18 protein-coding genes and 1 pseudogene are annotated in these 20,232 nt (G+C 70.6%); 2 read left to right on the plus strand and 17 right to left on the minus strand.

Annotation, left to right across the window (positions count from 1 at the left end):
* Positions 1-37 precede the first annotated feature (37 nt).
* The gene (locus ACXKR8_RS43345; protein ID WP_458270018.1) at positions 38-979 is read left to right on the plus strand and encodes an NADP-dependent oxidoreductase; all 942 of its coding nucleotides are present in this window, start codon (positions 38-40) and stop codon (positions 977-979) included.
* A 13-nt stretch (positions 980-992) separates the two neighbouring features.
* Here the strand turns inward: ACXKR8_RS43345 and ACXKR8_RS43350 are convergent, their stop codons facing one another.
* From ACXKR8_RS43350 to ACXKR8_RS43375, 6 genes are all read right to left on the minus strand, one after another.
* On the minus strand, positions 993-1,673 hold the full coding sequence (locus ACXKR8_RS43350) for a response regulator (protein WP_458270019.1): 681 nt from the start codon (positions 1,671-1,673) through the stop codon (positions 993-995).
* Positions 1,670-2,992 (minus strand): sensor histidine kinase, encoded by a 1,323-nt coding sequence (locus ACXKR8_RS43355; protein ID WP_458270020.1) that lies wholly within the window; start codon positions 2,990-2,992, stop codon positions 1,670-1,672. Before ACXKR8_RS43355 ends, ACXKR8_RS43350 begins: the two co-directional genes overlap by 4 nt.
* A gap of 39 nt (positions 2,993-3,031) precedes the next feature.
* Positions 3,032-3,754: an ABC transporter permease gene (locus tag ACXKR8_RS43360; RefSeq protein WP_462100723.1), complete on the minus strand. Its 723-nt coding sequence runs from the start codon at positions 3,752-3,754 to the stop codon at positions 3,032-3,034.
* A gap of 87 nt (positions 3,755-3,841) precedes the next feature.
* Positions 3,842-4,774 (minus strand): ABC transporter ATP-binding protein, encoded by a 933-nt coding sequence (locus ACXKR8_RS43365; RefSeq protein ID WP_458270022.1) that lies wholly within the window; start codon positions 4,772-4,774, stop codon positions 3,842-3,844.
* A 190-nt stretch (positions 4,775-4,964) separates the two neighbouring features.
* Positions 4,965-5,483, minus strand: coding sequence for a hypothetical protein (locus tag ACXKR8_RS43370; RefSeq protein WP_458270023.1), 519 nt, complete (start codon positions 5,481-5,483; stop codon positions 4,965-4,967).
* A gap of 136 nt (positions 5,484-5,619) precedes the next feature.
* Positions 5,620-6,996, minus strand: a complete 1,377-nt coding sequence (locus ACXKR8_RS43375) for a TIM barrel protein (protein WP_462100087.1) — start codon at positions 6,994-6,996, stop codon at positions 5,620-5,622.
* Between the two features lie 88 nt (positions 6,997-7,084).
* On the opposite strand from ACXKR8_RS43375, the gene ACXKR8_RS43380 reads away from it, so the two are divergent.
* Positions 7,085-7,996, plus strand: coding sequence for a LysR family transcriptional regulator (locus ACXKR8_RS43380; RefSeq protein WP_458270026.1), 912 nt, complete (start codon positions 7,085-7,087; stop codon positions 7,994-7,996).
* Between the two features lie 31 nt (positions 7,997-8,027).
* Here the strand turns inward: ACXKR8_RS43380 and ACXKR8_RS43385 are convergent, their stop codons facing one another.
* The 11 genes and pseudogenes from ACXKR8_RS43385 to ACXKR8_RS43435 all read right to left on the minus strand — a co-directional run bounded on the left by ACXKR8_RS43385 (position 8,028) and on the right by ACXKR8_RS43435 (position 20,160).
* Positions 8,028-9,011, minus strand: a complete 984-nt coding sequence (locus ACXKR8_RS43385; protein WP_458270027.1) for a GNAT family N-acetyltransferase — start codon at positions 9,009-9,011, stop codon at positions 8,028-8,030.
* Positions 9,012-9,061: 50 nt separating this feature from the next.
* Complete coding sequence (locus ACXKR8_RS43390) at positions 9,062-9,325, minus strand: hypothetical protein (protein ID WP_458270028.1); 264 nt, start codon at positions 9,323-9,325, stop codon at positions 9,062-9,064.
* Positions 9,326-9,555: 230 nt separating this feature from the next.
* On the minus strand, positions 9,556-10,026 hold the full coding sequence (locus ACXKR8_RS43395) for a DUF1877 family protein (RefSeq protein ID WP_458270029.1): 471 nt from the start codon (positions 10,024-10,026) through the stop codon (positions 9,556-9,558).
* Positions 10,027-10,226: 200 nt separating this feature from the next.
* A complete protein-coding gene (locus ACXKR8_RS43400) occupies positions 10,227-11,144 on the minus strand; it encodes a serine hydrolase domain-containing protein (RefSeq protein ID WP_458270030.1) in 918 nt (305 codons plus the stop codon).
* A gap of 307 nt (positions 11,145-11,451) precedes the next feature.
* Positions 11,452-12,561, minus strand: a complete 1,110-nt coding sequence (locus tag ACXKR8_RS43405; RefSeq protein WP_458270031.1) for a tetratricopeptide repeat protein — start codon at positions 12,559-12,561, stop codon at positions 11,452-11,454.
* A 226-nt stretch (positions 12,562-12,787) separates the two neighbouring features.
* Positions 12,788-13,066, minus strand: a complete 279-nt coding sequence (locus tag ACXKR8_RS43410; protein WP_462100088.1) for a hypothetical protein — start codon at positions 13,064-13,066, stop codon at positions 12,788-12,790.
* A 107-nt stretch (positions 13,067-13,173) separates the two neighbouring features.
* The gene (locus ACXKR8_RS43415; RefSeq protein WP_458270033.1) at positions 13,174-15,609 is read right to left on the minus strand and encodes an FAD-dependent monooxygenase; all 2,436 of its coding nucleotides are present in this window, start codon (positions 15,607-15,609) and stop codon (positions 13,174-13,176) included.
* A 39-nt stretch (positions 15,610-15,648) separates the two neighbouring features.
* On the minus strand, positions 15,649-16,278 hold the full coding sequence (locus ACXKR8_RS43420; protein WP_458270034.1) for an acyl-CoA-like ligand-binding transcription factor: 630 nt from the start codon (positions 16,276-16,278) through the stop codon (positions 15,649-15,651).
* A 56-nt stretch (positions 16,279-16,334) separates the two neighbouring features.
* Positions 16,335-17,333, minus strand: coding sequence for an alpha/beta hydrolase (locus tag ACXKR8_RS43425; RefSeq protein ID WP_458270035.1), 999 nt, complete (start codon positions 17,331-17,333; stop codon positions 16,335-16,337).
* A 27-nt stretch (positions 17,334-17,360) separates the two neighbouring features.
* Positions 17,361-18,260, minus strand: a complete 900-nt coding sequence (locus ACXKR8_RS43430; protein ID WP_458270036.1) for a S1 family peptidase — start codon at positions 18,258-18,260, stop codon at positions 17,361-17,363.
* Positions 18,261-18,491: 231 nt separating this feature from the next.
* Positions 18,492-20,160: pseudogene (locus ACXKR8_RS43435) on the minus strand (FAD-binding dehydrogenase).
* Between the last annotated feature and the right edge of the window lie 72 nt (positions 20,161-20,232).

Here is a 20,232-nt window from a genome sequence, read left to right on the forward strand (position 1 = left end):
GCTGGACGACGCATCTGCGACGAAGTGAGGAAATGCCATGGCCAAGGCCTACACCTACTCCCGGCACGGCGGCCCCGAGGTCGAGTCCTTCGCCGACCTGCCGCGTCCGGTTCCCGGTCCGGGCGAGCTGCTGGTGGCGGTCCGCGCCGCCGGGGTGAACCCGGTGGACTGGAAGCGCCGCACGGGCTACCGGCCGCTGGGCGCACCGGAGGGGGAGCTCCCGGCCGTGTTCGGCGGCGAGGCCGCCGGTGTGGTGGAGCAGCTTGGCGACGGGGCCGAGGGCTTCGCGGTCGGTGACGAGGTGTTCGGCAACACCGTGGGCGGCGCCTACGCCGAGTACGCCCTGCTGCCGGTGTCGCTCGCCGCGCCCAAGCCGGAGGAGCTGACCTGGGCCGACGCGGCGACGCTGCCGATCGCGGCGGCCACCGCCTACGACGGGGTGCTCCAGCTGGCGCTGCCGGCCGGCGCGACGCTGCTGGTGACCGGAGCGGGCGGCGGGGTGGGGGCGGCGGCGGTGCAGATCGCCGTTCACCGGGGCCTGAAGGTGCTGGGCACGGCGAGCGCCGCCAAGAAGGAGTTCGTGGAGTCGCTGGGCGCGGTGCACATCGCCTCTGGTCCCGGTATCGAGGACCGGCTCCGGGCCGCCGCACCGCAGGGGGTCGACGCGGTCTACGACCTGGTCGGCGGCAGTGCGCTGGAGCAGGCGGCCGAGCTGCTGGCCGACCGTGACAAGCTGATCAGCGGCGCGGACCGGGAGACGGTGGCGAAGCTCGGCGGGGTTCCGGTCGCCCGCGTGCGCACTTCGGCGGTCCTGGAGGCGGTGGCTCAGCTGGTCGTGGACGGCGTCCTGCGCCCCTATGTGACCGCCACCTTCCCTCTGGTCCAGGCGGACGCCGCCCTCCGCACCGTCGAGGAGGGCCACGCCCGCGGCAAGATCGTCATCGAGATCCCGGCTCCTACGGTCGAGGAGTCCTGGTAGTCCTGACGGTGGCTCAGTCCTGGCCCAGGATGCCGCGTTCGTACGCGGCGGCCACGGCGGCGGCGCGGTCGCGGACGCCTAGTTTGGTGTAGAGGTGCATCAGGTGGGTCTTGATGGTGGCCTCGCTGACGTGCAGTTCGCGGGCGACGGCCTGGTTGGTGGCGCCGGCGGCGACCAGCCGGAGCACGTCGAGTTCGCGGGGGCTGAGGCTGCCCGGTTCGCGGACGCCGAGCCGGCCCATCAGGGTGCCGGCCACGGACGGCGACAGGACCGGCTGGCCGGCGTGGGCCGCCCGCACCGCGCGGATCAGCTCCTCGCGCGGGGCGTCCTTGAGCAGGTATCCGGTGGCCCCGGCCTCGATGGCTGGCAGCACGTCCCGGTCAGTGTCGAAGGTGGTCAGCACCAGCACCCGGGCCGGATGCCGCAGTTCGCGCAGCCGGAGGATGGCCTCCACGCCGCCGGTGCCGGGCATGCGGAGGTCCATCAGCACCACGTCGACCGCGATGTCGGTGCGCTGGGCCTGCCGGACCGCCTCCGCTCCGTCCCCCGCCTCGCCGACGACCTCGAACCCGGCGTCGCCGGCGAAGACCCCGCGCAGGCCGTCGCGCATGACCGGGTGGTCGTCCACGATCAGCAGCCGGATCGGGCTTGCCGTGCTCGTCGGGCCTGTCGTGTTCGTCGGGCTCGGGCTCATCGGGCTGCTCCCAGGACCGGGCCGGGGACCGGGACGGTGGCGTTGACGGTGGTGCCGTAGCCGGGGGTGGACTCCAGGTTGAGCTTTCCGGAGAGGCGTTCCAGCCTGCGCCGCATCCCGGCCAGCCCGTAGCCGTCGCCCCCGGTCCCGGTTCCGTCGCCCCCGAAGCCGTCTGACCCGGCGCGGTCGGCCTCGGCGCGGTCGGCGGGCACGAAGCCCACGCCGTCGTCGGCGACGTCGAGCAGCAGGGTGTCGTCGAGGTAACTGAGGGTCAGATGCACCCGCGAGGCCCGGGCGTGCTTGGCGACGTTGGACAGGGCCTCCTGGGCCACCCGGAACAGCGCCGCCTCCACGTCCGCGCCGGCCGGGGCCGGGATCCCGGTGGTCTCGATCTCGGCCGGGATCGCCGAGTGCTCGGCCCAGCCCCGGGCCAGCGCGCCGATCGCCTCGGGCAGGGTGGCCTGCTCCAACTGCTCCGGCCGCAGCGCCCGCACCGAGCGGCGGGCCTCGGTGAGGTTGGCCCGGGCGAGTGCGGCCGCCAGATCGAGATGGCGGGTCCACTCCGCCTCGTCCTGGCGGGCCTGCTTGGCGGCCTGGAGTTGGGCGACGATACCGGTCAGCCCCTGGGCCAGGGTGTCGTGGATCTCGCCGGCCAGTCGCTGGCGCTCGTCCACGATGCCTGCTTCGCGTGCCTGGACCAGGAGTTGGGCGTGCAGGCCGGCGTTCTCGGCCATCGTCGCCTGCAGTCGGCGGTTGGTCTCGCCCAGTTCCTCGACGATCCGGCCCCGCTCGGTGTTCTGCACCATCACCCGGTTGGTGAGCCCCACCAGGATCAGCACCACCGTCATATTGAAGCCGGCCATCAGCAGGTAGATGAGGGTGTGGGTGTTCCAGGCGACCGGATAGCCGTCGGTCTGCGAGGCCGCCAGGACCGCGGCGATCAGGGCGAATCCAGCTCTTCGCCGGCCCGGTGGCAACTCGTCGGCGAAGAAGTAGCCGCTGATCGCGAACACCCCGTACCAGGGGTTCACCCACACCAGCACCCCCGCCAGCAGGGCGTGCACGCAGAAGACCAGGGTCCGGAGCGAATTCGGCACGCCGGTGGTCGGGTAGCGGCTCAGACCCAGCGCCCAGAGGGCGGTCAGGGCCACCGTGACCAGACCCCACCGACCGTGGCCGGCGGACCAGGAGGGGTGGCCGCCCGGCAGGGTGAGCACGGCCAGCAGCGTGGCCACGGTCAGCATCGGCAGCAGCAGGATCCGGGCGATCTGGTCGGCCCGGCTCTGCCACGCACTCGGACTGGTCGTCACAGCGGTCATGGTCATGATGGTGCCACCTCCCTTCCCAGCGAAACAGCGTCATTCCCAGCGGAACAGCCGCGCTGCCCCGGCGCCGCAGATGATCGCGTACCCGGCCAGGACCAGCAGCGCGGCGGCCGGCGGCCAGTGCCCGGCGATGGACGCCTGCACCGCCCGGACGCCGGCGCCCAGCGGGCTGTAGTCGCTGATGGTGCGCAGCACCGGGTTCATCGTCGGTCGGGGGATCCACAGCCCCGCGAAGAACATCAGCGGGAAGAAGACGGCAAGACCCAGCGCGTTGGCGATCCGCTCGTTCGGCGCCACGGCGGTGATCAGCATCCCGATGCCCAGCACGGCCGCGGCGACCAGCAGCAAGGACACTGCGAAGCCGCCGAGTTGACGCGGCGCGGGTGCTCCGGAGACGGTGGCGACCACCAGGATCAGCACATCGATGACGATGCCCAAGCCCAGGTAGATCACCGCCTGGGCGCCGAGAAGTCGGTTGGGCGGCACTGGAGTCGTGGACAGCCGCCGCAGCACGCCGTTCTCCCGGTAGCCGGTGAGCACCGCCGGGAGCAGGTTCACCGCCACCATCAGGAACACGTACATCATCACGATCGGCACATAGACCTGCAGCGGGCTGAGGCCGCCGAAGGACCGGCTGGCGTGCCGGGTGGCGGGGACGACCCCCAGCACCACCACGGCGACGACCGGGATCAGGGCGGTCCACAGGACCGAGCCCGCGGAGCGGAGGAACAGCAGCCCCTCGATCCGGGCCAGCAGCCAGAACGGGCTCCGGCGGCCGGCCGGTGCGGTGGGCGCGGCGGGGGAGGGGACGCGGAAGGTACGGCGGTGGCCATCAGATTCTCCTCAACTGTCCTGGTTGGTAGGCTGGTTGCTCTGCTGGGTGATGGCCAGGAACGCGTCGTCCAGGCTCGGCTGCTCGACCCGCAGCCGGTGCGCGAGCACCCCGTGCCGGGCGAGCCGGGTGGCCACCGCGGCCAGGGCGTCCGGGCCGCCGACCACCAGCAGCTCCTCGCCGCGCCGGGTCACCGACTCGACCTCGGGCAGGTCGGTGAGCAGGCTGTCCTCGATCGGGGCGGACGGGACGAACCGGATCCGCTGCTGCACGTCCATCCGTGCGGTCAGTTGCTCGGGCGTGTCCAGGGCGACCACCCGACCGGCGTCGATCACCGCCACCCGGTCGCACAACCGCTCGGCCTCCGCCATGAAGTGGGTGACCAGCAGGATGGTCACGCCCCGGTCGCGGACCGACTCGATCAGCTCCCAGGTGTCGCGCCGCGCGGCCGGGTCCAGGCCGGTGGTCAGCTCGTCCAGGATCGCCACCCGCGGGTTGCCGAGCAGCGCCAGCGCGATCGACAGCCGCTGCTGCTGTCCGCCGGAGAGCTTGCCGAACCGGGTCCCGGCCTGCGGGCCGAGGCCCAGCACCTCGAGCAGTTCCCGCCAGTCGGCGGGGCGTTCGTAGAAGGAGCTGAACAGCCGCAGGGCCTCGCCCACCTTGAGGTTGGCCGGCAGTGCGCTGTGCTGGAGCTGCACGCCGAGGCTGGCGACCACCTGGGCGCGGTCCGCGACCGGGTCGAGGCCGAGCACCCGGAGCCGGCCGCCGTCGGCCCGGCGCAGCCCGCTGACGCACTCGACGGTGGTGGTCTTGCCGGCCCCGTTCGGCCCCAGGATGCCGAAGATCTCACCCTCGTCCACGGTGAACGACACATCGGCCACGGCCGTCCGTTCGCCGTACCGCTTGTGCAGCTGGTCCACCTCGATGACCGGTACCGGCACCATGTCCTGACTCCCGCCCGCTGTCCGCGACTTGCCGGTCGGCGCGGTTCGCCGACCTGCGTCCAGTCTCGGCGCAGGAGGGGGTGCGGCGAATCGCCCGACCAGCCAGAGCGCGGCGGACGTCGGTGGAGGCCGGGCATCAACCGATCGGTGGATGCCCGGCGACGGTGGGCCGGCGCATGGTGCGAGCCCGCTACGAGCTGCCGTCCTCCTTGGCCTGGTTGGCCTGGTCGGCCTTGTCCTCGGCGGCGTGCACCTCTGCGATGAATTCGTCGGCCGGCAGTCGCTCCAGGGTGCCGCCGAAGCGGGCGGCCACCTTGTCGGCGGGCTCGGCCGAGGCTTCGTGCACCTCGGCGACCAGCAGGGACTCCCCGTCCCGCACCCTGGCGCCAAGGACGATCAGGGCCGCCCCGCCCTGGTAGAAGTACCGGTTCTCGGCGCCGCCCGCCAGCACCGCGCCGGCGGTGGCGCCCACGGCCGCGACCGCGGGTCCGCCCAGCATGCCCAGCAGCCCGCCCGCCACCGCACCGAACACGGTGGGCACCCCGGCACCGCGGACATGGCTGACGGGCACCTCGAGCGTCCCCTCCGCAGAGCGCTCGATGATCGCCGCCTGGCGGAGGCCGTGCAACGACTTTGCCTCTTCGAACGCCGACCGGCACTGGTCCGGGCCGGTGAACGACATCAGCAGCACATGGTGACTGTCCGCCATATCGGCTGTCCTCCGCGGGGTTGGGCCCGACCCCGGCCACCTGCCGGGTCTCCTCCAGTGAACCCCACCGCACAGCGCCCCCGCCAGGCAGGCACGGCCACTCGTGACCGGCTGCCCCCGGCAGGTTCACGAGAGTTCACGATCCCAGGATCAGGGTGTCCTCCAGTACGGGGACAAGCCCGCCCACCTGGGCCAGGTGGTGGCGCAGGACCTTGGCCGACTGGGCGGTGTACGCCTCGTAGAGGTCCTCGGGAAGCACGCCGGAGGCGTGGTCGCGGAGCCACTGGGTCATGCCCTGGCTGAGGGATCCCTCGGCGGCGTCGGCGATCTGCCGCTGGGAGAGCGGTGTGCGGTCGAGGGCGGGCATGAATTCCACGGCCAGGTGGCCGTCGTAGCCCGCCGCGAGCAGCTCGCGCAGCAGCGCCGTCCAGTCGATCGCTCCGGAGCCGGGCGGGAGCCGGTTGTTCTCGGCGACGTGGAAGTTCACCAGCTTGCCCGCGCAACTGCGGATGGCGGCCTTCCAGTCGGCCTCCTCGATGTTCATGTGGAAGATGTCCAGGCAGACGCCGCAGTTCTCGCCCACCTCGTCGGCCAGCCGCAGGGCCTGGTCGGCCCGGTTGATGAGATAGGTCTCGTACCGGGTCAGCGGCTCGATGGCGAGCCGGATGCCGTGGTCGTCGGCATGTCTCTGCGCCTTCCGCAGGGCGGAGACGTACCAGTCCCACTCCAGCTGCGCGTCGGCCATCGGCACCAGCTTGCCGACCGTGCAGGGCACGGTGACGAAGGTTCCGCCGAGCGCCGAGACGAGGTCGATGGTCTCGATCAGGTAGGTGAGGCCGGCCTGCCGAATGAACGAGTCCTCGTGGACCAGGTCGCGGCCGCCCATGAACAGGGCGAGGCCGCCGGCGCAGGCGATCCGGTGCTCCTTGAGCAGCCGCGCGGTCGCCGCGAGATCGGTGCCGCGGGGGTCGGCGGAGATCTCGATGGCGTCGTAGCCGCAGCGCGCGAGCCGGGGCACGGAGACCTCCAGCGGCTCCGGGCGCATCCAGTTGTGTGCGGACAGGCGCATGCTCATGCCGCACTCCCTGATGTTGGTCACGGCCAGGGCTGGCTGCGCCGTGGCGTCGAGCAGTTCGACGGTGATGAAGCGGAGCGTGGTGTCGCCGTCGTTGTGCAGGTCGTGCAGGGCCGACGGCCTATGGGTGTAGGCGAAGAACTGGGTGTCGCCGACACCGTAGGAGCGGCGCTGCCGCTGCCATCCGCTGTCGCTGAGCTGCCACTGGACGGCTGTTCCCGGCGCGGTGCAGGTCCAGAAGTAGTTCAGGGCGTGGCAGTGCAGCGGCGCCCGGACCCCGGGCTCGAGGTGGACCTCCCAGACCCGGACGGCACTGTTCTCGAACAGCAGCCGGGTGCCCACCTGCCGGTTGTGGGGCGCCGCCGCGATCTCGCTGTCCGAAGGCCTGTCGTCCGCGACGTCGGCGTCGGCGGCCGTGGTGCTCTGCTGGATGTCCATGTCCCGAGAATGGCCCGTTCAGCACCTCAAGTCTAAGACTTCCTACCTAAGGATTTACATAGGCTACATCTATATGTAACGTCACCGTATGAGCCTGCGGCAGTTCGAGTACTTTGTTGCGGTGGTCGAGGAGGGCTCCCTCAGCCGGGCGGCGGCGCGGCTCCTGGTCGCCCAGCCGTCCCTGTCCCAGCAGCTCAAGGCGCTGGAGCAGCGGGTGGGGGGCGCCCTGTTCGAAAGGCTGCCGCGGGGGATGCAGCTCACCCCGGCCGGCCGTGCCTTCCTGCCGGAAGCGCTCGCCACCTTGCGCGGCGCGGAGCGCGCCTACCGTGCCGCGCGGGCGGCCGTCAGCGGCGAATCGGCGGAGCTGCACATCGCCACCGTCTCCTCGATCGCGGCCGGTGTGCTGCCGGACGTCATCCGGAGCTGGCACGACCAGTACGCGCAGTGCCCGATCCGGCTCGAGGAGTTCAGCCATCGGGATCCGATGGAGGAACAGGTGCGCAACGGCCTGGCCGACCTGGCCGTCGGTCCGCGGCCCCGCGGGTGGGACGGCCCGATCTTCTCACTGGGATACGAGGAGTTCGTGGTGGTCCTCCCGAGGAGCCACCCCCTGGTGCGGGACAACCCGGGGGCCCCGGACGCCGGCATCGAGCTGCGCGCCCTGGCGGACCAGAGCTGGGTCCTGTTCGGGCAGGGCCACGGCCTCAACGACCTGATCGGCGGCTACTGCGCGAGCGAGGGGTTCCGGCCGACCCCGGCGGTACGCACCTGGCAGGTGGACGCGGCGGCGCGGCTGGCCGCCGCCGGGGTGGGGCCCGCCCTGCTCCCGGACAACGCGGTGCCGCCGGGTCTGGACGCCGCCGTCCTCTCCTGCCGACCCAGGCGCTTCCGCGAACTGACCTGCTATCTGCGCAGCGAACCGCACGGTCTGGTGCAGCGCTTCCTCACTCTGCTGCAGGACACCGCCCAGCTGGTGCAGCCCGGTGCTGCGGGCGGCTGAGGCTCCCGGGCGGCGCGGGCGCGGTCCGCACTCACTCGCCGTCGCCATCGCTGCCATCGCTGCCATCGCCGTCGTCGCTCCAGGTGATGCCCGCGATTCGCCAGCCAGCGGGCGTCCGCACGAACTGCAGGGACTTCGTTCCGCTCCCGGTGAAGGGGGTGCCGCGCAGGACGCCGGACTTGGCGTAGCGGGTGAGGCGCTGGGCGACGTCCCCGGAGACCAGGGTGGTCCGGCTGGTCTCCCACTCCTTGAAATCGGTCAACTCGCCATTGGTCAGCAGCTCCTGTCGCGGCGTCAGGAATCGGACCAGGGACTCGGTCTTGACCGGATCGGTGTGGCTCACGATGACCGCGCCCGGGAGGAAGGAGGATTCCAGCGCGCCCAGGTCGACCTTTCGGCCGTGGGTGTTGGTGAAGGCGTCGAAGAACGCCGCGGCCAGGGCGTCGATCTGCTCCTCGTCCGAGACCGCGTCCAGGGTGTCGGCGGGCCGGTGGTCGAGCCAGTCCTCGGGGGTGATCGACCAGATCTCCGTGGGCTCGTCGGCCGAGTCGTCCGCCTCCTGGAAGGTCAGGCCGAGACGGCGGGCGGTGCTGATGCTGCGGGTGTTGGCGGACAGGGTGTGCCAGATGATCCGGCGGACTCCCCGTTCCCGGAAGGCCCAGTCGATCAGCAGCCCGGTCGCGCGGGTGACCAACCCGCGACCCTCGGCCGCCGGCTCCAGCCAGCAGCCGACCTCGGCGACGCCCGTCGCGGCGTCGATGGAGACGAACATGACGCCGCCCACCAGCACCCCGTCCAGACGGATGCCGTGGATGCCCGCGCCGGTCAGGGCCTGCGCGTCCCAGTAGCGGCGCAGGACGACCTCGGCGGACACCAGGTCCGTGGCGACGAAGCTGCGGCCGACCCAGGGCGCGATGTGGGTACGGCACCGGTCGAGGTTGGCGAGGAACTCCCCGGCCCGCCAGGGCTCCAGCGGGGCGAGCTGCGCTCCGGGACCGAGGGACCGTGCGTACATGCGGAACTCCAGTGGATCAGTGCCGAGTCGATGGCCAGATTACGGCACACCTATGCGCTGGGCGGGTCGGCGCCGCGTCGGGTCTCGGTGAGGTGGACGCCGATGTACCGGGCGAGGGTCAGCGGATCCTGGGCGTCGTCGGCCTGGAAGGCGATGCGGCGCAGCAGGCTGACGCTGTTGAGCGCCACGCCCTCGCGGGCGGCTCGGATGCTGCCTCGGCTGGAGCAGGCCGGGCTGGTGGACCGGCGCCGGGTGCAGACCGCATCGGGCCTGCGGGGGCGTGCCCGGCTGCTGGTTCCGTCGGTGGCGGCCAATGCTGTCGTCCCAGACCCCGCACCGGCGGCGGACGGAGGAGAGACGCCCGCTGAGGTGGCGGCATCGCAGCTCCCGGTACCGCAACCGCATCTGGGGGTTGTGTCCTCGGCGTTTGTCGTGGGAGTTGCGGGCTCGGGCCTGACGAAATGACGGGCGAACCGGGCATGGAACCCGACTGTCCCTCGGCCCATGACTCAACCTGCACAACAGTCAGCTCATAAGCACACAGTCAGTACCAGAACGCCTTGATGACGGCCTGACCGGCCCCAGCGGCTGCTCGGTAGAAGCGGACGATGCCTTCGTGGTGGCTCAGGTAGATCTCTCGGGCGAGTGTCGGGTCGCCCAAGCTTGCAGAGATCGCGGCACCTGAGGCGTCCCAGAGTGCGTCGAAGGAGGCCGCCTCCAAGAAGGCCGCCGCTTCTCCGACGTGCTGCGGGTGCAGGATCAGGAACGGGGGGCCGTCCTCGCGGGGAACGAGTTCACCGCCGAAGATCGGCAGTCCGCTCGGGTTGCCAGGGTCGGTGGGGCCGTCAGGGGCGCCGGTGTAGAGGTGGTTGACGCCCGCGAAATCCTTCGCGATCGAGTCGGCGATCCCTGCGGTGTACTCCTCCTGGTGGTCGGCCCAGGCCGCCAGCATGAAGGCCTCGACCCACGCACCGTCCGCGTGGATCTCCTCTGGTGGGGCAGCCCGAAGGTGCATGTGGAAGCTCACTGGGTTCGCCTTTGCAAGGTGGTCCGGTTCGACCAGGTCGGGTCGAGGTGGGCTCGGCGACCGGCTTCGCCACTCCAGGCCCGCCAGTCGCAGCAGCCTCAAACCAGGTCACGCACGCAGCACTCCGGGGTCCTGCCGCTCCCTGGGCTGCGAGCCGTCATTCTTTTTCATCCGAGGAACGCTCGCCTTTATAGGCGGGCTACGATCTCTTCGTCTATGAGGGCTGTTATAGAGGTTCGCCGGGAGCCGCCCCCTTCCACGTGGGCGGTTACGGTCACCACCGCTTCCTTGTCCGGGGATATTATGCAGAGCTGGCCGTAGAGGCCTGCCATTTTGTACGTTTTTTCCCCGGTGGTGCACCAGACGCCGAGGCCGTAACCGTCCGAGAGGCGGAAGCCTTCGGCTGTTGGGTCCTTCATGGTCGGGACGGTTTCAGTCGCGATTCGTGCGCAGTATTCGGCGGGGACCAGCTGGCGGCCTTCGTGGCGGCCCTCGTCGAGCAGGAGGCGGCCGAAGCGGGCCAGTTCGGACGTCCTCAGGTAGAGGGCGCTCTCCGCTACCGGATGGCCGAGGGGGCAGGTGTGCCACTGGGGGTTGTGGATGGACAGCGGGGTGAAGAGGCGGGGCAGCAGGTAGTCGCGGACGTTGGCGCCGGTCGCGGCGCGCAGGGCGCGGGCCGCTATGTACGGGCCGATGCCGGTGTACCTGAAATACGTGCCGGGCTCGTGCGCGAGCGGGGTCGCGAAGAAGTCAGCGGCTAGGTCCGGGACTACGACGGGGTCGTAGGCGGACCAGGAGTACGGGCTGCCGGACGTCATCATGAGCAAGTGCCGGAGCGTGACCTGGTCCAGGCGGGGCGCGGCAGAGCCAGCCAGCTCGGGGTAGTACTTGAGGGCGGGGTCGTCCAGGGCGAGGCGGCCTTCGGCTTCGGCGATGCCAAGCGCTACGGAGGTAAAGGTCTTCGAGACCGACCGCACGTCGACCCGGTCGTCCGAGCGGAGCCTGCGTTCGACCGGCTCGGCACCGCGGCGGTAGATGTGCACTCCGTAGAGTTCCATGCCCTCTCGTTCGGCGGACCGGACCAGGGCGTCAATGAGTTCTCGCATGGCGGGGAGCCTAGTAGCGGGGTCTGACATTCACGGCTGTCCGCGCCGCGTCACTATGGCCCCAGGGCCCCGGAGCGTTCCGTGCTCAACCGGGTTTGAGGCTGTTGTGACTGGCGGGCCTGGAGCGGCGAAGCCGGTCGCCGAGCCCACCTCGACCCGATCAGCGTCCTCGCGCTCCCCGGCATCCCATGATCGATCAGACATCCAGGGAACACTCCGGGGTCCTGGATCATCGGGACTCTGAAACGCCCCTGACTGGTTGACCCAGCGGACCGCTACGATGGATTGCAGCCAAACGGAATTGGCGTCAACCGTTGAATATGATCTTGGCGATTTCCTTTTCGCTGGCCCCGCACCTACGGGCCTCCCCGGCGAGGCTTTCTATTTCGGAACCTCTATTGTGTCCCCTGAGGAATATCCCGTACTCGATCATTGCTTCAATGTCTTCGATCTCAACTGCTTTTCGGTAGAACTCGTCAGATTTCGCCACGAGTCCTTGATCTTCGTATAGGAGGGCAAGGTTGAGGAAGGAGTTTACCTCCCCTTCCTCGGCTGCGCGGAGGTAGTACTGCTCGGCTTCGGCGACCCGTTCAGAATCTGACAAGTACACGGCATACGCAAAAGCAGTACCCTCCTCTTCGGCTTCCAGCGCTGCGCGGAAGGCCGCATCGGCCTCCTGGAACTGTTGCGTGTCGGGATCGCTCTCGGCGAGGAATTCTGCACGTGCGAGGATTGCTCCGGGTACCTGGAGGTCGATAGCCGCCTTGAGATGCCGTTCCGCCCGCTCCGGCATGTCTGCAGCGATCTCTGCCGCAGCGAGGGGCACGAGGGCGGCTTCCCGTCCCATGGCGACGGCCTTCGTGAGCCAGCGCAGCGCTTCCGCGTGCTCGCCTCGTTCAGAGAGGTGTTTGCCAAGGTTGGCCATTCCCAGAACGTCGCCGGAGGTAGCAGCAGTCGTGAGAAGAGTGGCGGCTTCGTCGCTGCGGCTGGGATCATCCCTGAGGAAGACACCGAAGTCGTTGAGTGAACCCGGTATTTCGGCGGCGACGGCTCGTCGATACCAGTTCTCCGCCTCGGACTGGTCTCCTATCTCCTCGGCCAGGAGCGCCGCCAGCCAAAGAGAAACAGGGCGCCCCATTTCGTGGGCAGCTTTGAGGTGGTCACATGCGTCCGCGTAGCGGTGCAATTGGATTAGGAGATCGGCCAGGGCTTCGTGGGATGCCGCGTCGCCAGATGCCGCCCTTGCCTGGAGGTATTCTTCGGCTGCTTCAGGGTGATCCCATTCAAGAATGACGTCGAGTACGGCGTCGGCGTTTTCGTCGCTGGCGGATCCCCAGTCGTCTATGAGTGCAGAGAGTCTGGCTTCATACGATTCAGGACCCTCCTTGGTAGCGCCTGCTGCCTTTGCTTTCGCCATGTCTGCGTCTTTTCCGTCGTTAGGAGATCCCGGCAGCAGCAGGTTTCTCAACTGCTGCTGCCGGGACGCATATGAACCCGTTGCTCTTGCGGCTGCCGTGCTGGCCTCGTCCCAGCTCAGACGGCCGGGGGACAGCTTTTAGATCACCTCGCAAGTCTGTCAGGCCCACCCGGCGTCCAAGCAAGGGAATTACCCCAGGCCGCGGTCCAGCAGCTGTGCGGTGCGGTCAGCGGCGGGTCAGCGTTGCCACGTCGTGGCTGAAGCCGACCACTATTCTGTGGTTCGGGGAGACGGCCAGGCTGGAGGGTCGGTGGGGGAAGGCGAACTCGCGGCCGATCTGCTGGCGGGTGGTCAGATCCCATAGGCGCACTGTTCCGTCGTCGCTGCCGGTGCTGGCGACCGGACGGCCGTTCAGTGTGGTCGTCGCCACCGCCCGCACGCTTCCGTCGTGGCCGGTGAGGGGTTCGCCGAGGGATTGTCCTGTGGTGAGGTCCCAGACCTGCACCGATCTGTCGTGGCTGCCGGTGACGGCGACGGGTCGGCCGTTCAGTACGGTCGTCGCGACCGCCCGAACGCTTGCATCGAGGGATTCGCCGAGGGGGCGGCCTGTGGTCAGATCCCACATCGTCCGTTGTGGCCGGTGAGGGGTTGTCCGAGGGGCTGCCCGGTGGTGAGGTCCCAGATCCGCACCGATCGGTCGTGGCCGCCGGTGACGGCGACGGGTCGGCCGTTCAGCTCTGCCGTGGCGACTGCTCCGATCGGGCCGTCGTGGCCGGTGAGGGGTTCGCCGACCGGGCGGCCTGTGGTCAGGTCCCACACCCGCAGGCTCGCGTCCCAGCTGCCGGCCACGGCGATCGGTCGGCCTGCGAGGACGCATGTCGCCAGCGCCGTCACCCAGGTGTCGGGGCCGTTGTCGCTGGTCAGGGGTTCGCCGTGGGGCCGGCCGGTGGTCAGGTCCCAGCTGCGCACGGTGTTGTCCTCGCCGCCGGTGACGGCAACTGCGCGGCCCTGCACGTCCGCTGTCGCCACCGCCGTCACCTGGCCGGTGTGGCCGGTCTCGGCGGGCCAGAAACGGCGATCGGCTCCGGAGCCGGTGGCCCACTCCACGCCCCACTGTGCGGCGGGCTCGCCCTGCACCGGTACGGCGGTGATCCGCGCCGCCAGCTCGCGGTCCCCGAACCGGGCGGCGTCCAGCGCCAGTACCTGCCGCCGTACGGCGGGGCCGGCTTGGCGGTGCAGATCAATCGACTGCCGGTACACGGCAGCCGCCAACCGCGCGGCAGGATCCGAGGCCCCGTTCAGCAGCTTCAGCACCTGACTGGAGAAGGAATTCACCAGGAACCCCGGATCCGTCAGCCGCCGGTCCGCCTCCGATCGGTCGGGTCGAGGTTCCGAGGCCTTCGGCTCGCTGCGAGCGGGCTGAGCGGGGCGGCGGCTGCGGAGGGCGGCGCCGAACCACTGCTCTGCGGCTGCCCGTAGGGCGTCCAGCTCGGCCGATTCGGGGCGGGGTGAGGCGGATGCCCAGGCTACGTAGCAGTCGGGGCGGATCAGCAGGGCGGTGGCCGCAGGTGCGGGTGCGGGTGCGGGTGCAGGTGCAGGTGCAGGTGCGGGGGAGTGGGGCTGGAACTGGGGCTGCGCGGTGATGATGTCCACCCGGTCGAGCCACTCCGTGAGCGCCCCGGCGACCGACGCGTCCGGGGTCAGGTCGAGCAGCAGCGGGCGTGCGGTTCTGGTGATCTCCGCCAGCCGCACCGTCCCGGTCGGTGTGTGCAGGTCCAGGTCCGGGGCGAACCGGCCGACCAGAGGATGCGCGTTGCCGCTGCCGCCCATGACGTAGCGGATGTCGCTGCCCGCGGTGAGGTCGGCGAGGTGCTGGACGGTGTTCGGCTGGTCGAGGAGTTCGGCGAACAGCTCGCGCAGCGCGGTGACGTCGCTGCCGGGTGCGGTGAGCGCGGCTTGCGCCTGGGCGTTGACCACCATGCGGGTGGCGGCTTGCCGACGCTCGGTCTCGTAGCTGTCAAGCAGGTCGGACGGGGCGCCGCCGCGGATCTCGGCGGCGAGCTTCCAACCGAGGTTGATCGCGTCCTGCAGGCCGAGGTTGAGCCCGGGGCCGCCGCCGGCGGCGTAGACATTAGCGGCGTCGCCGACGAGGAACACCCGGCGGTCCCGGAACCGTTCGGCCACGCGGGTGTTGCCACCGGTCAACCGGCGCAGCACATGCGGTCCTTCGCCGGTCGGCGGCCCCAACGGAATGTCAACGCCCAGTACCTGACGAATGCTTACCCCGAGTTCGTCGAGGCTCATCGGTGCCTGGGACTCGGGCTGGTTCCACTCCGTGGTGCTGATCAGCGGCGGGTGGCCCGGGAGCGGGGCGTAGCTGAACCCGCCGCGCTCGGTGCGCTGGGGCAGGAACGGCAGGATGCTTCCGTATCCGGGCACGTTCAGTGCGCCGCTGGCGGGATCCACCCATGCCGCCGGGACGGTGGCATGCGCCGTCCGGTTGGTCCTGCGGTCGTAGCTGATGCCGGGGAAGCCGATCCCGGACTGCTTGCGGGTGACGCTGTGGGCCCCGTCCGCGCCGACGGCGAACCGAGCCCGCAACTGGTAAGTCCCTTCGCCGGAAGCGATGTTGACGGTGACAGCCTTGTCGTCCTGAGACAGTTCGACGACCTGGTGGCCGCGCCGGATCTCCACCCCGAGTTCGGCGGCCCGCTCCTGGAGGATCCGGACGATGTGGTGCTGGGTGGCAGGCAGGCCGTAGATCGGGCTTTCCGGCAGCAGGCTGAGGTTCAGGCCCATCGCGGCGAACATGAAGTAGGCGGAGTTCGGCCGCGGCGGTCCGGCCGCGCCGCTGAGGCGCTCGTACAGGCCCCGGCGGTCGATCATTCGCACCACCTGACCGAGCAGCCCGTTGGCCTTGGGCTCCTGGCTCGGCGCGGTCAGGCTTTCCAGCACCACCGGTTGCACCCCGACCAGGGCCAGTTCGCAGGCCAGCATCAGCCCGTTCGGGCCGCCTCCGACGATGACGACATCGGTATCGGTGATCATTGACGTGTCCCCCTACTACGGGCTTTGCTGCGGGCTTTGCTAGGGAGTGGGAAGGCCGTTGGCGACCCGGTCGAACACCTCGCGCAGTACCGCGGCGAGCGGGGCGGGCGGATCCACGCTCAGGCAGTGCTCCATGGCCACGGCGCTGCCGGCGCCGACCACCGCGGCCACCAGCTTCGGGTAGACGTCACGCACCGGATCGGTTCCGGTGCGCTCGGCGATCGCCTTGGCCAGTTCCTTGTCCGCGGCGGCGCTCACCTTGACGATCTCTCCCTGCAGCGCCGGTTCGGCCAGCATGAGCCGGAGCCCGTCCGTCCAGCGCTGGTCCGGGGGAGTGCTCGCGCCGGATTCCCCCTGTGGCACGAACTGGGCTTGTACGGCGCCGGCGATCGACTCCCACAGGGGCTCGCCGGCCGGCCGCGCGCGCAGTTCGTCGGCGACCCGCAGCATGCGTTCCAGATGGCTGGCGGCGATCGCCTCGGCCTTGCCGGAGAAGTAGTTGCGGAAGGTGCGCACGGATACGTTCGCCGCAGCGGCGATGTCCTCCACCGTCACGTTCTCCCAACCGCGTTGGACGCAGAGGCGGATCGTCGCCCGGCTCAGCGCGACCCGTGTCTCCCGCTTCTTGCGCTCCCGCAGACCGGGGCGGGCGTCGTCTTCCTGTGGCATATGAGCCACTGTAGCAATAATTGCCGAAGGGGCAAGATTGCCGGTACGGAAAGTTTCTAGGCGCCGGACTGGGCCAGCAGGCGCTGGAGCCATCGGGTACGGGCCTGGCGGGCGTCCCGGCTGAGGGCCGCCTGCGGTGCCAGGCTGTCGAAGCCGTGGCAGGCGCCCGGCCATACATGCAGTTCGGCCTGGCCGCCGGCCTGCCAGATGGCGTTCGCGTAGGCCACGCCCTCGTCCCGGTAGATCTCTGCCGAACCGACGTCGACATAGGCGGGTGGCAGCCCGGACAGGTCGGTGGCGCGGGCGGGGGCCGCGTAGGGCGGCAGGTCCGCGGCGCCGTACTCAGTGCCCAGCAGCGCCTGCCACGCGGTGGTGTTGGACGTCAGGTCCCAGGGGTCGTGGCCGGTCACCTGACGGCTGGAGAAGGTGTTGCCACGGTCGTCGAGCATCGGACTCAGCAGCAGTTGCCCCAGTGGCCGGGGACCGCCGCGGTCCCGGGTCAGCAGGGCGAGGGCCGCGGCGAGCCCGCCGCCGGCGCTCTTTCCGCCGAGGATGACGCGGGTCGCGTCGATGTCCAGTGGGCCCGCGTGCCCGGCCGCCCAGGCCAGCCCGGCGTAGCAGTCCTCCAGCGGTTCCGGGTAGCACGCCTGCGGCGCCAACCGGTACTCCACCGAGAGCACGGCCAGGCCCAGTGGCAGGGCCCATTCGCGAAGGACCCGCGGCACCACGGACCACGCGTTGCCCATGACCATGCCGCCGCCGTGCAGGTAGTACAGCAGCGGCAGCGGCCCGACGAGGCCGGCCGGGCGGGCGCTCACCAGGGTGACCTCGGGGCCGTCCGGTGGCCCCGGCACCCGGAGTTCCGTCACCGCGAAACGGCCGTCGGCGCGGAGGTCCTCCGTGCTGGGCCTGGGCCGGGTCGCGGCGTCCCACTGCTGCCGGGCCTCGAGGTTGTCCGGGGTGAGCGGCTCGATCGACCCCCTCGACCCCTTGGCCAAGGCCGCCAGGGCGACGCTCAGTTCGGGGTCGAAGGGGGGAACTCGCCTGTGGTGCATGGGGTGTAGCCAATCACACGGCAGGGCTCACGGCCTGGGCAGGGTGCAGCCCGGGAGGGTGAGGTCAAAGCGGTTCCCCGCGGCCACGCAGGCGGGGATCTCGTAGGTCTCCTCGGCGTAGTTGGTGCCCTCATGCACCGTCACATTGCCGTTCTGGTCGACCTCGCAGGGGTTGTCCAGGGTGCAGCGGGCGCCGTCCTCGTTGCCGGTGTTGTTGACGGCGACCACCAGGCCGGTGGCGGTGTCGATGACCGGCGAACCGGAGGTTCCACCGATGGTGTTGCAGGTCGAGGTGTAGCGGACCGAGTCCTTCCAGATCCAGTTGCTCTCATGCAACTGGAAGACGAAGCCGTCGACCGAGCAGGAGTAGATGGTCTTCCAGTAGCCGGAGACGACCTTGATGGCCGCGCCCGCGGTCGGATGCGTCGCGGACAGCCGCAGCGGCGCGATGCCGTACGAGGACTGGATCTGCGCGTAGGTCTTGCCCAGCTGGTAGATGGTGATGTCGGTGTCCGTCATGGTCGCGTACGCCACCTTGACGGCGCGGAGCGTGGCGAGCTTGCGCCCGGTGGAGCTCAGCAGGCTGAAGCTGCGGGTGGAGGACTGGTTCACGACCACCTGGCCGGGGTTGAGGAACCCGGTCTCCAGACAGTGGCCGTTGGTCATCACCAGCGCGGGGTCGCTCGACACGGACGAGGGCATCGCTATGACGGAGCCCGAGCAGTCGTCGAGCGCGACCGTCCCGGCGTAGGTCACGGTGACCGCGGCGGGGGCGGGGGCGGGGGCTGTCGCCGGTGCTTGTGCTGGTGCGTGGGCCGACGTGGGTGCGTGGGCCGGGGTGGCGGCGGTGGCGGGGCCGGCCAGGCCCAGCAGCACGCCCGCGGCGGCGACGAACGCGGCCAGGGTGGCGCGGAGCGGATGCTTCATGGAGGGGTGCCTCTCGTGACCGAGCGTTCGGTTGATTGTCATGGACATCATCGCGAGATGACCTGTCCAGGACAAGACCGCCGTCGAGAGCGCCGGCTTCAGCGATCGTCAGCCGATCAGCGACTCTTCCCCGCCACGGTGGTCATGATTCGCTCGACCAGGAAGTGGAGATCTCCCACGGTGCCGGGGAGCGGGCTCGGTGCCCGGCCGCCCCTGGCGGCGGCTGTCCGTTCAGGCTGTCGCCGCCGCCGCGGCTCGCCCCGCCTGGCGGCCGGAGAAGAGGCAGCCGCCGAGGAAGGTGCCCTCCAGCGAGCGGTAGCCATGCACCCCGCCGCCGCCGAACCCCGCCACCTCGCCGGCCGCGTAGAGGCCGGGCAGCACCTCGCCGTCGGCCCGCAGCACCCGTCCGGAGAGGTCCGTCTGCAGGCCGCCGAGGGTCTTCCGGGTGACGATGTTCAGCCGGACCGCGATCAGCGGGCCCGCCTTCGGGTCGAGGATGCGGTGCGGCGCGGCGGTCCGGATCAGCCGGTCGCCGCGGTAACGCCGGGCGTTGCGGATCGCCATGGTCTGCAGGTCCTTGCCGAACGGGTTGTCCAGATCCCGGTCGCGCGCGGTGATCTGCGCCTCCAGGTCGGCCAGGTCGATCAGCGGCTGGTCGGTCAGCCGGTTCATCCCGGCCACCAGCTCCGGCAGGGTGTCCGCGACCACGAAGTCGGCGCCCTGGTCCAGGAACGCCTGGACCGGGGCGCTCGCGCCGGAACGCGCCCGCTTCAGCACGTCCGGGATGCTCTTGCCGGTCAGGTCCGGGTTCTGCTCCGAGCCCGAGAGCGCGAACTCCTTCTCGGCGATCCGGTAGGTCAGCACGAACCACGAGTAGTCGTGGCCGGTGTCGGTGATCGCCTTGAGGGTGCCGAGGGTGTCGAAGCCGGGGAAGTTCGGCGCCGGGAAGCGGCGCCCGTTGGCGTCCAGCCAGAGCGAGGACGGTCCTGGCAGGATCCGGATGCCGTGCCGGGCCCAGATCGGGTTTCCAGTTCTGGATGCCCTCGGTGTAGTGCCACATCCGGTCCCGGTTCACCAGGCGCGCGCCGGCCTGCTCGCTGATCCCCAGCATCCGGCCGTCCACGTGCTCGGGCACGCCGGAGATCATCCGCTGGGGCGCCTTGCCCAGCCGCTCCGGCCAGTTGGCCCGGATCAGGTCGTGGTCGGCGCCGATGCCGCCGGAGGTGACGATCACCGCCTGCGCGGCCAGTTCGAACGCCCCGGCCTCCTCGCGCGAGGACGCGGTGCCGCGGGCGGCGTCGCTGGGCGCCAGCACCGCGCCGCGGACGCCGGTCACCGCGCCGTCCGTCAGCATCAGGCCGTCCACCCGGTGCCGGAACCGCAGCTCGATCCGACCCCGCTCGACCTGGGCGCGGACCCGGCGGACGAACGGCTCCACCACGCCGGGACCGGTGCCCCAGGTGATGTGGAACCGGGGCACGCTGTTGCCGTGGCCGTCCGCGTGGTAGCCGCCGCGCTCGGCCCAGCCCACCACCGGGAAGAAGCGCACCCCCTGCTCGCGCAGCCAGGACCGCTTCTCGCCGGACGCGAAGTCCACATAGGCGCGGGCCCACTGCCGGGCCCAGAAGTCCTCCCCGAGCGGGTCGTCCAACCCGCGGTCGAAGCCGGCCGTGCCGAGCCAGTCCTGCCAGGCCAGCTCCGGGGAGTCCTTGATGCCCATCCGGCGCTGTTCGGGGGAGTCCACCAGGAACAGGCCGCCGAAGGACCAGAACGCCTGGCCGCCGAGGCCGGTCTCCGGCTCCTGGTCCAGTACCAGCACGCGCCGGCCGGACTCGGCCAGCTCCGCGGCGGCCACCAGCCCGGCCAGCCCCGCACCGACGACGATCACATCAGCGTCCATGTGCCCTTACCTGTCTTCTTCCGTGGCGGCCCGCAGCCGAGGTGGCCCTCCGCTGCGGCGGCCTTCCTCCGT

Source organism: Streptacidiphilus sp. PAMC 29251, assembly GCF_054208735.2.

Excerpts from the sequence above, each read along its gene's own strand:
- ACXKR8_RS43380 (WP_458270026.1), top strand. The coding sequence starts at position 7,085 with ATGAGCCTGCGGCAGTTCGAGTACTTTGTTGCGGTGGTCGAGGAGGGC.
- ACXKR8_RS43345 (WP_458270018.1), top strand. The coding sequence starts at position 38 with ATGGCCAAGGCCTACACCTACTCCCGGCACGGCGGCCCCGAGGTCGAG.
- ACXKR8_RS43400 (WP_458270030.1), bottom strand. The coding sequence starts at position 11,144 with ATGCGAGAACTCATTGACGCCCTGGTCCGGTCCGCCGAACGAGAGGGC.
- ACXKR8_RS43405 (WP_458270031.1), bottom strand. The coding sequence starts at position 12,561 with ATGGCGAAAGCAAAGGCAGCAGGCGCTACCAAGGAGGGTCCTGAATCG.
- ACXKR8_RS43430 (WP_458270036.1), bottom strand. The coding sequence starts at position 18,260 with ATGAAGCATCCGCTCCGCGCCACCCTGGCCGCGTTCGTCGCCGCCGCG.
- ACXKR8_RS43355 (WP_458270020.1), bottom strand. The coding sequence starts at position 2,992 with ATGACCGCTGTGACGACCAGTCCGAGTGCGTGGCAGAGCCGGGCCGAC.
- ACXKR8_RS43370 (WP_458270023.1), bottom strand. The coding sequence starts at position 5,483 with ATGGCGGACAGTCACCATGTGCTGCTGATGTCGTTCACCGGCCCGGAC.
- ACXKR8_RS43385 (WP_458270027.1), bottom strand. The coding sequence starts at position 9,011 with ATGTACGCACGGTCCCTCGGTCCCGGAGCGCAGCTCGCCCCGCTGGAG.
- ACXKR8_RS43425 (WP_458270035.1), bottom strand. The coding sequence starts at position 17,333 with ATGCACCACAGGCGAGTTCCCCCCTTCGACCCCGAACTGAGCGTCGCC.
- ACXKR8_RS43420 (WP_458270034.1), bottom strand. The coding sequence starts at position 16,278 with ATGCCACAGGAAGACGACGCCCGCCCCGGTCTGCGGGAGCGCAAGAAG.
- ACXKR8_RS43350 (WP_458270019.1), bottom strand. The coding sequence starts at position 1,673 with ATGAGCCCGAGCCCGACGAACACGACAGGCCCGACGAGCACGGCAAGC.
- ACXKR8_RS43415 (WP_458270033.1), bottom strand. The coding sequence starts at position 15,609 with ATGATCACCGATACCGATGTCGTCATCGTCGGAGGCGGCCCGAACGGG.
- ACXKR8_RS43395 (WP_458270029.1), bottom strand. The coding sequence starts at position 10,026 with ATGCACCTTCGGGCTGCCCCACCAGAGGAGATCCACGCGGACGGTGCG.
- ACXKR8_RS43375 (WP_462100087.1), bottom strand. The coding sequence starts at position 6,996 with ATGGACATCCAGCAGAGCACCACGGCCGCCGACGCCGACGTCGCGGAC.
- ACXKR8_RS43365 (WP_458270022.1), bottom strand. The coding sequence starts at position 4,774 with ATGGTGCCGGTACCGGTCATCGAGGTGGACCAGCTGCACAAGCGGTAC.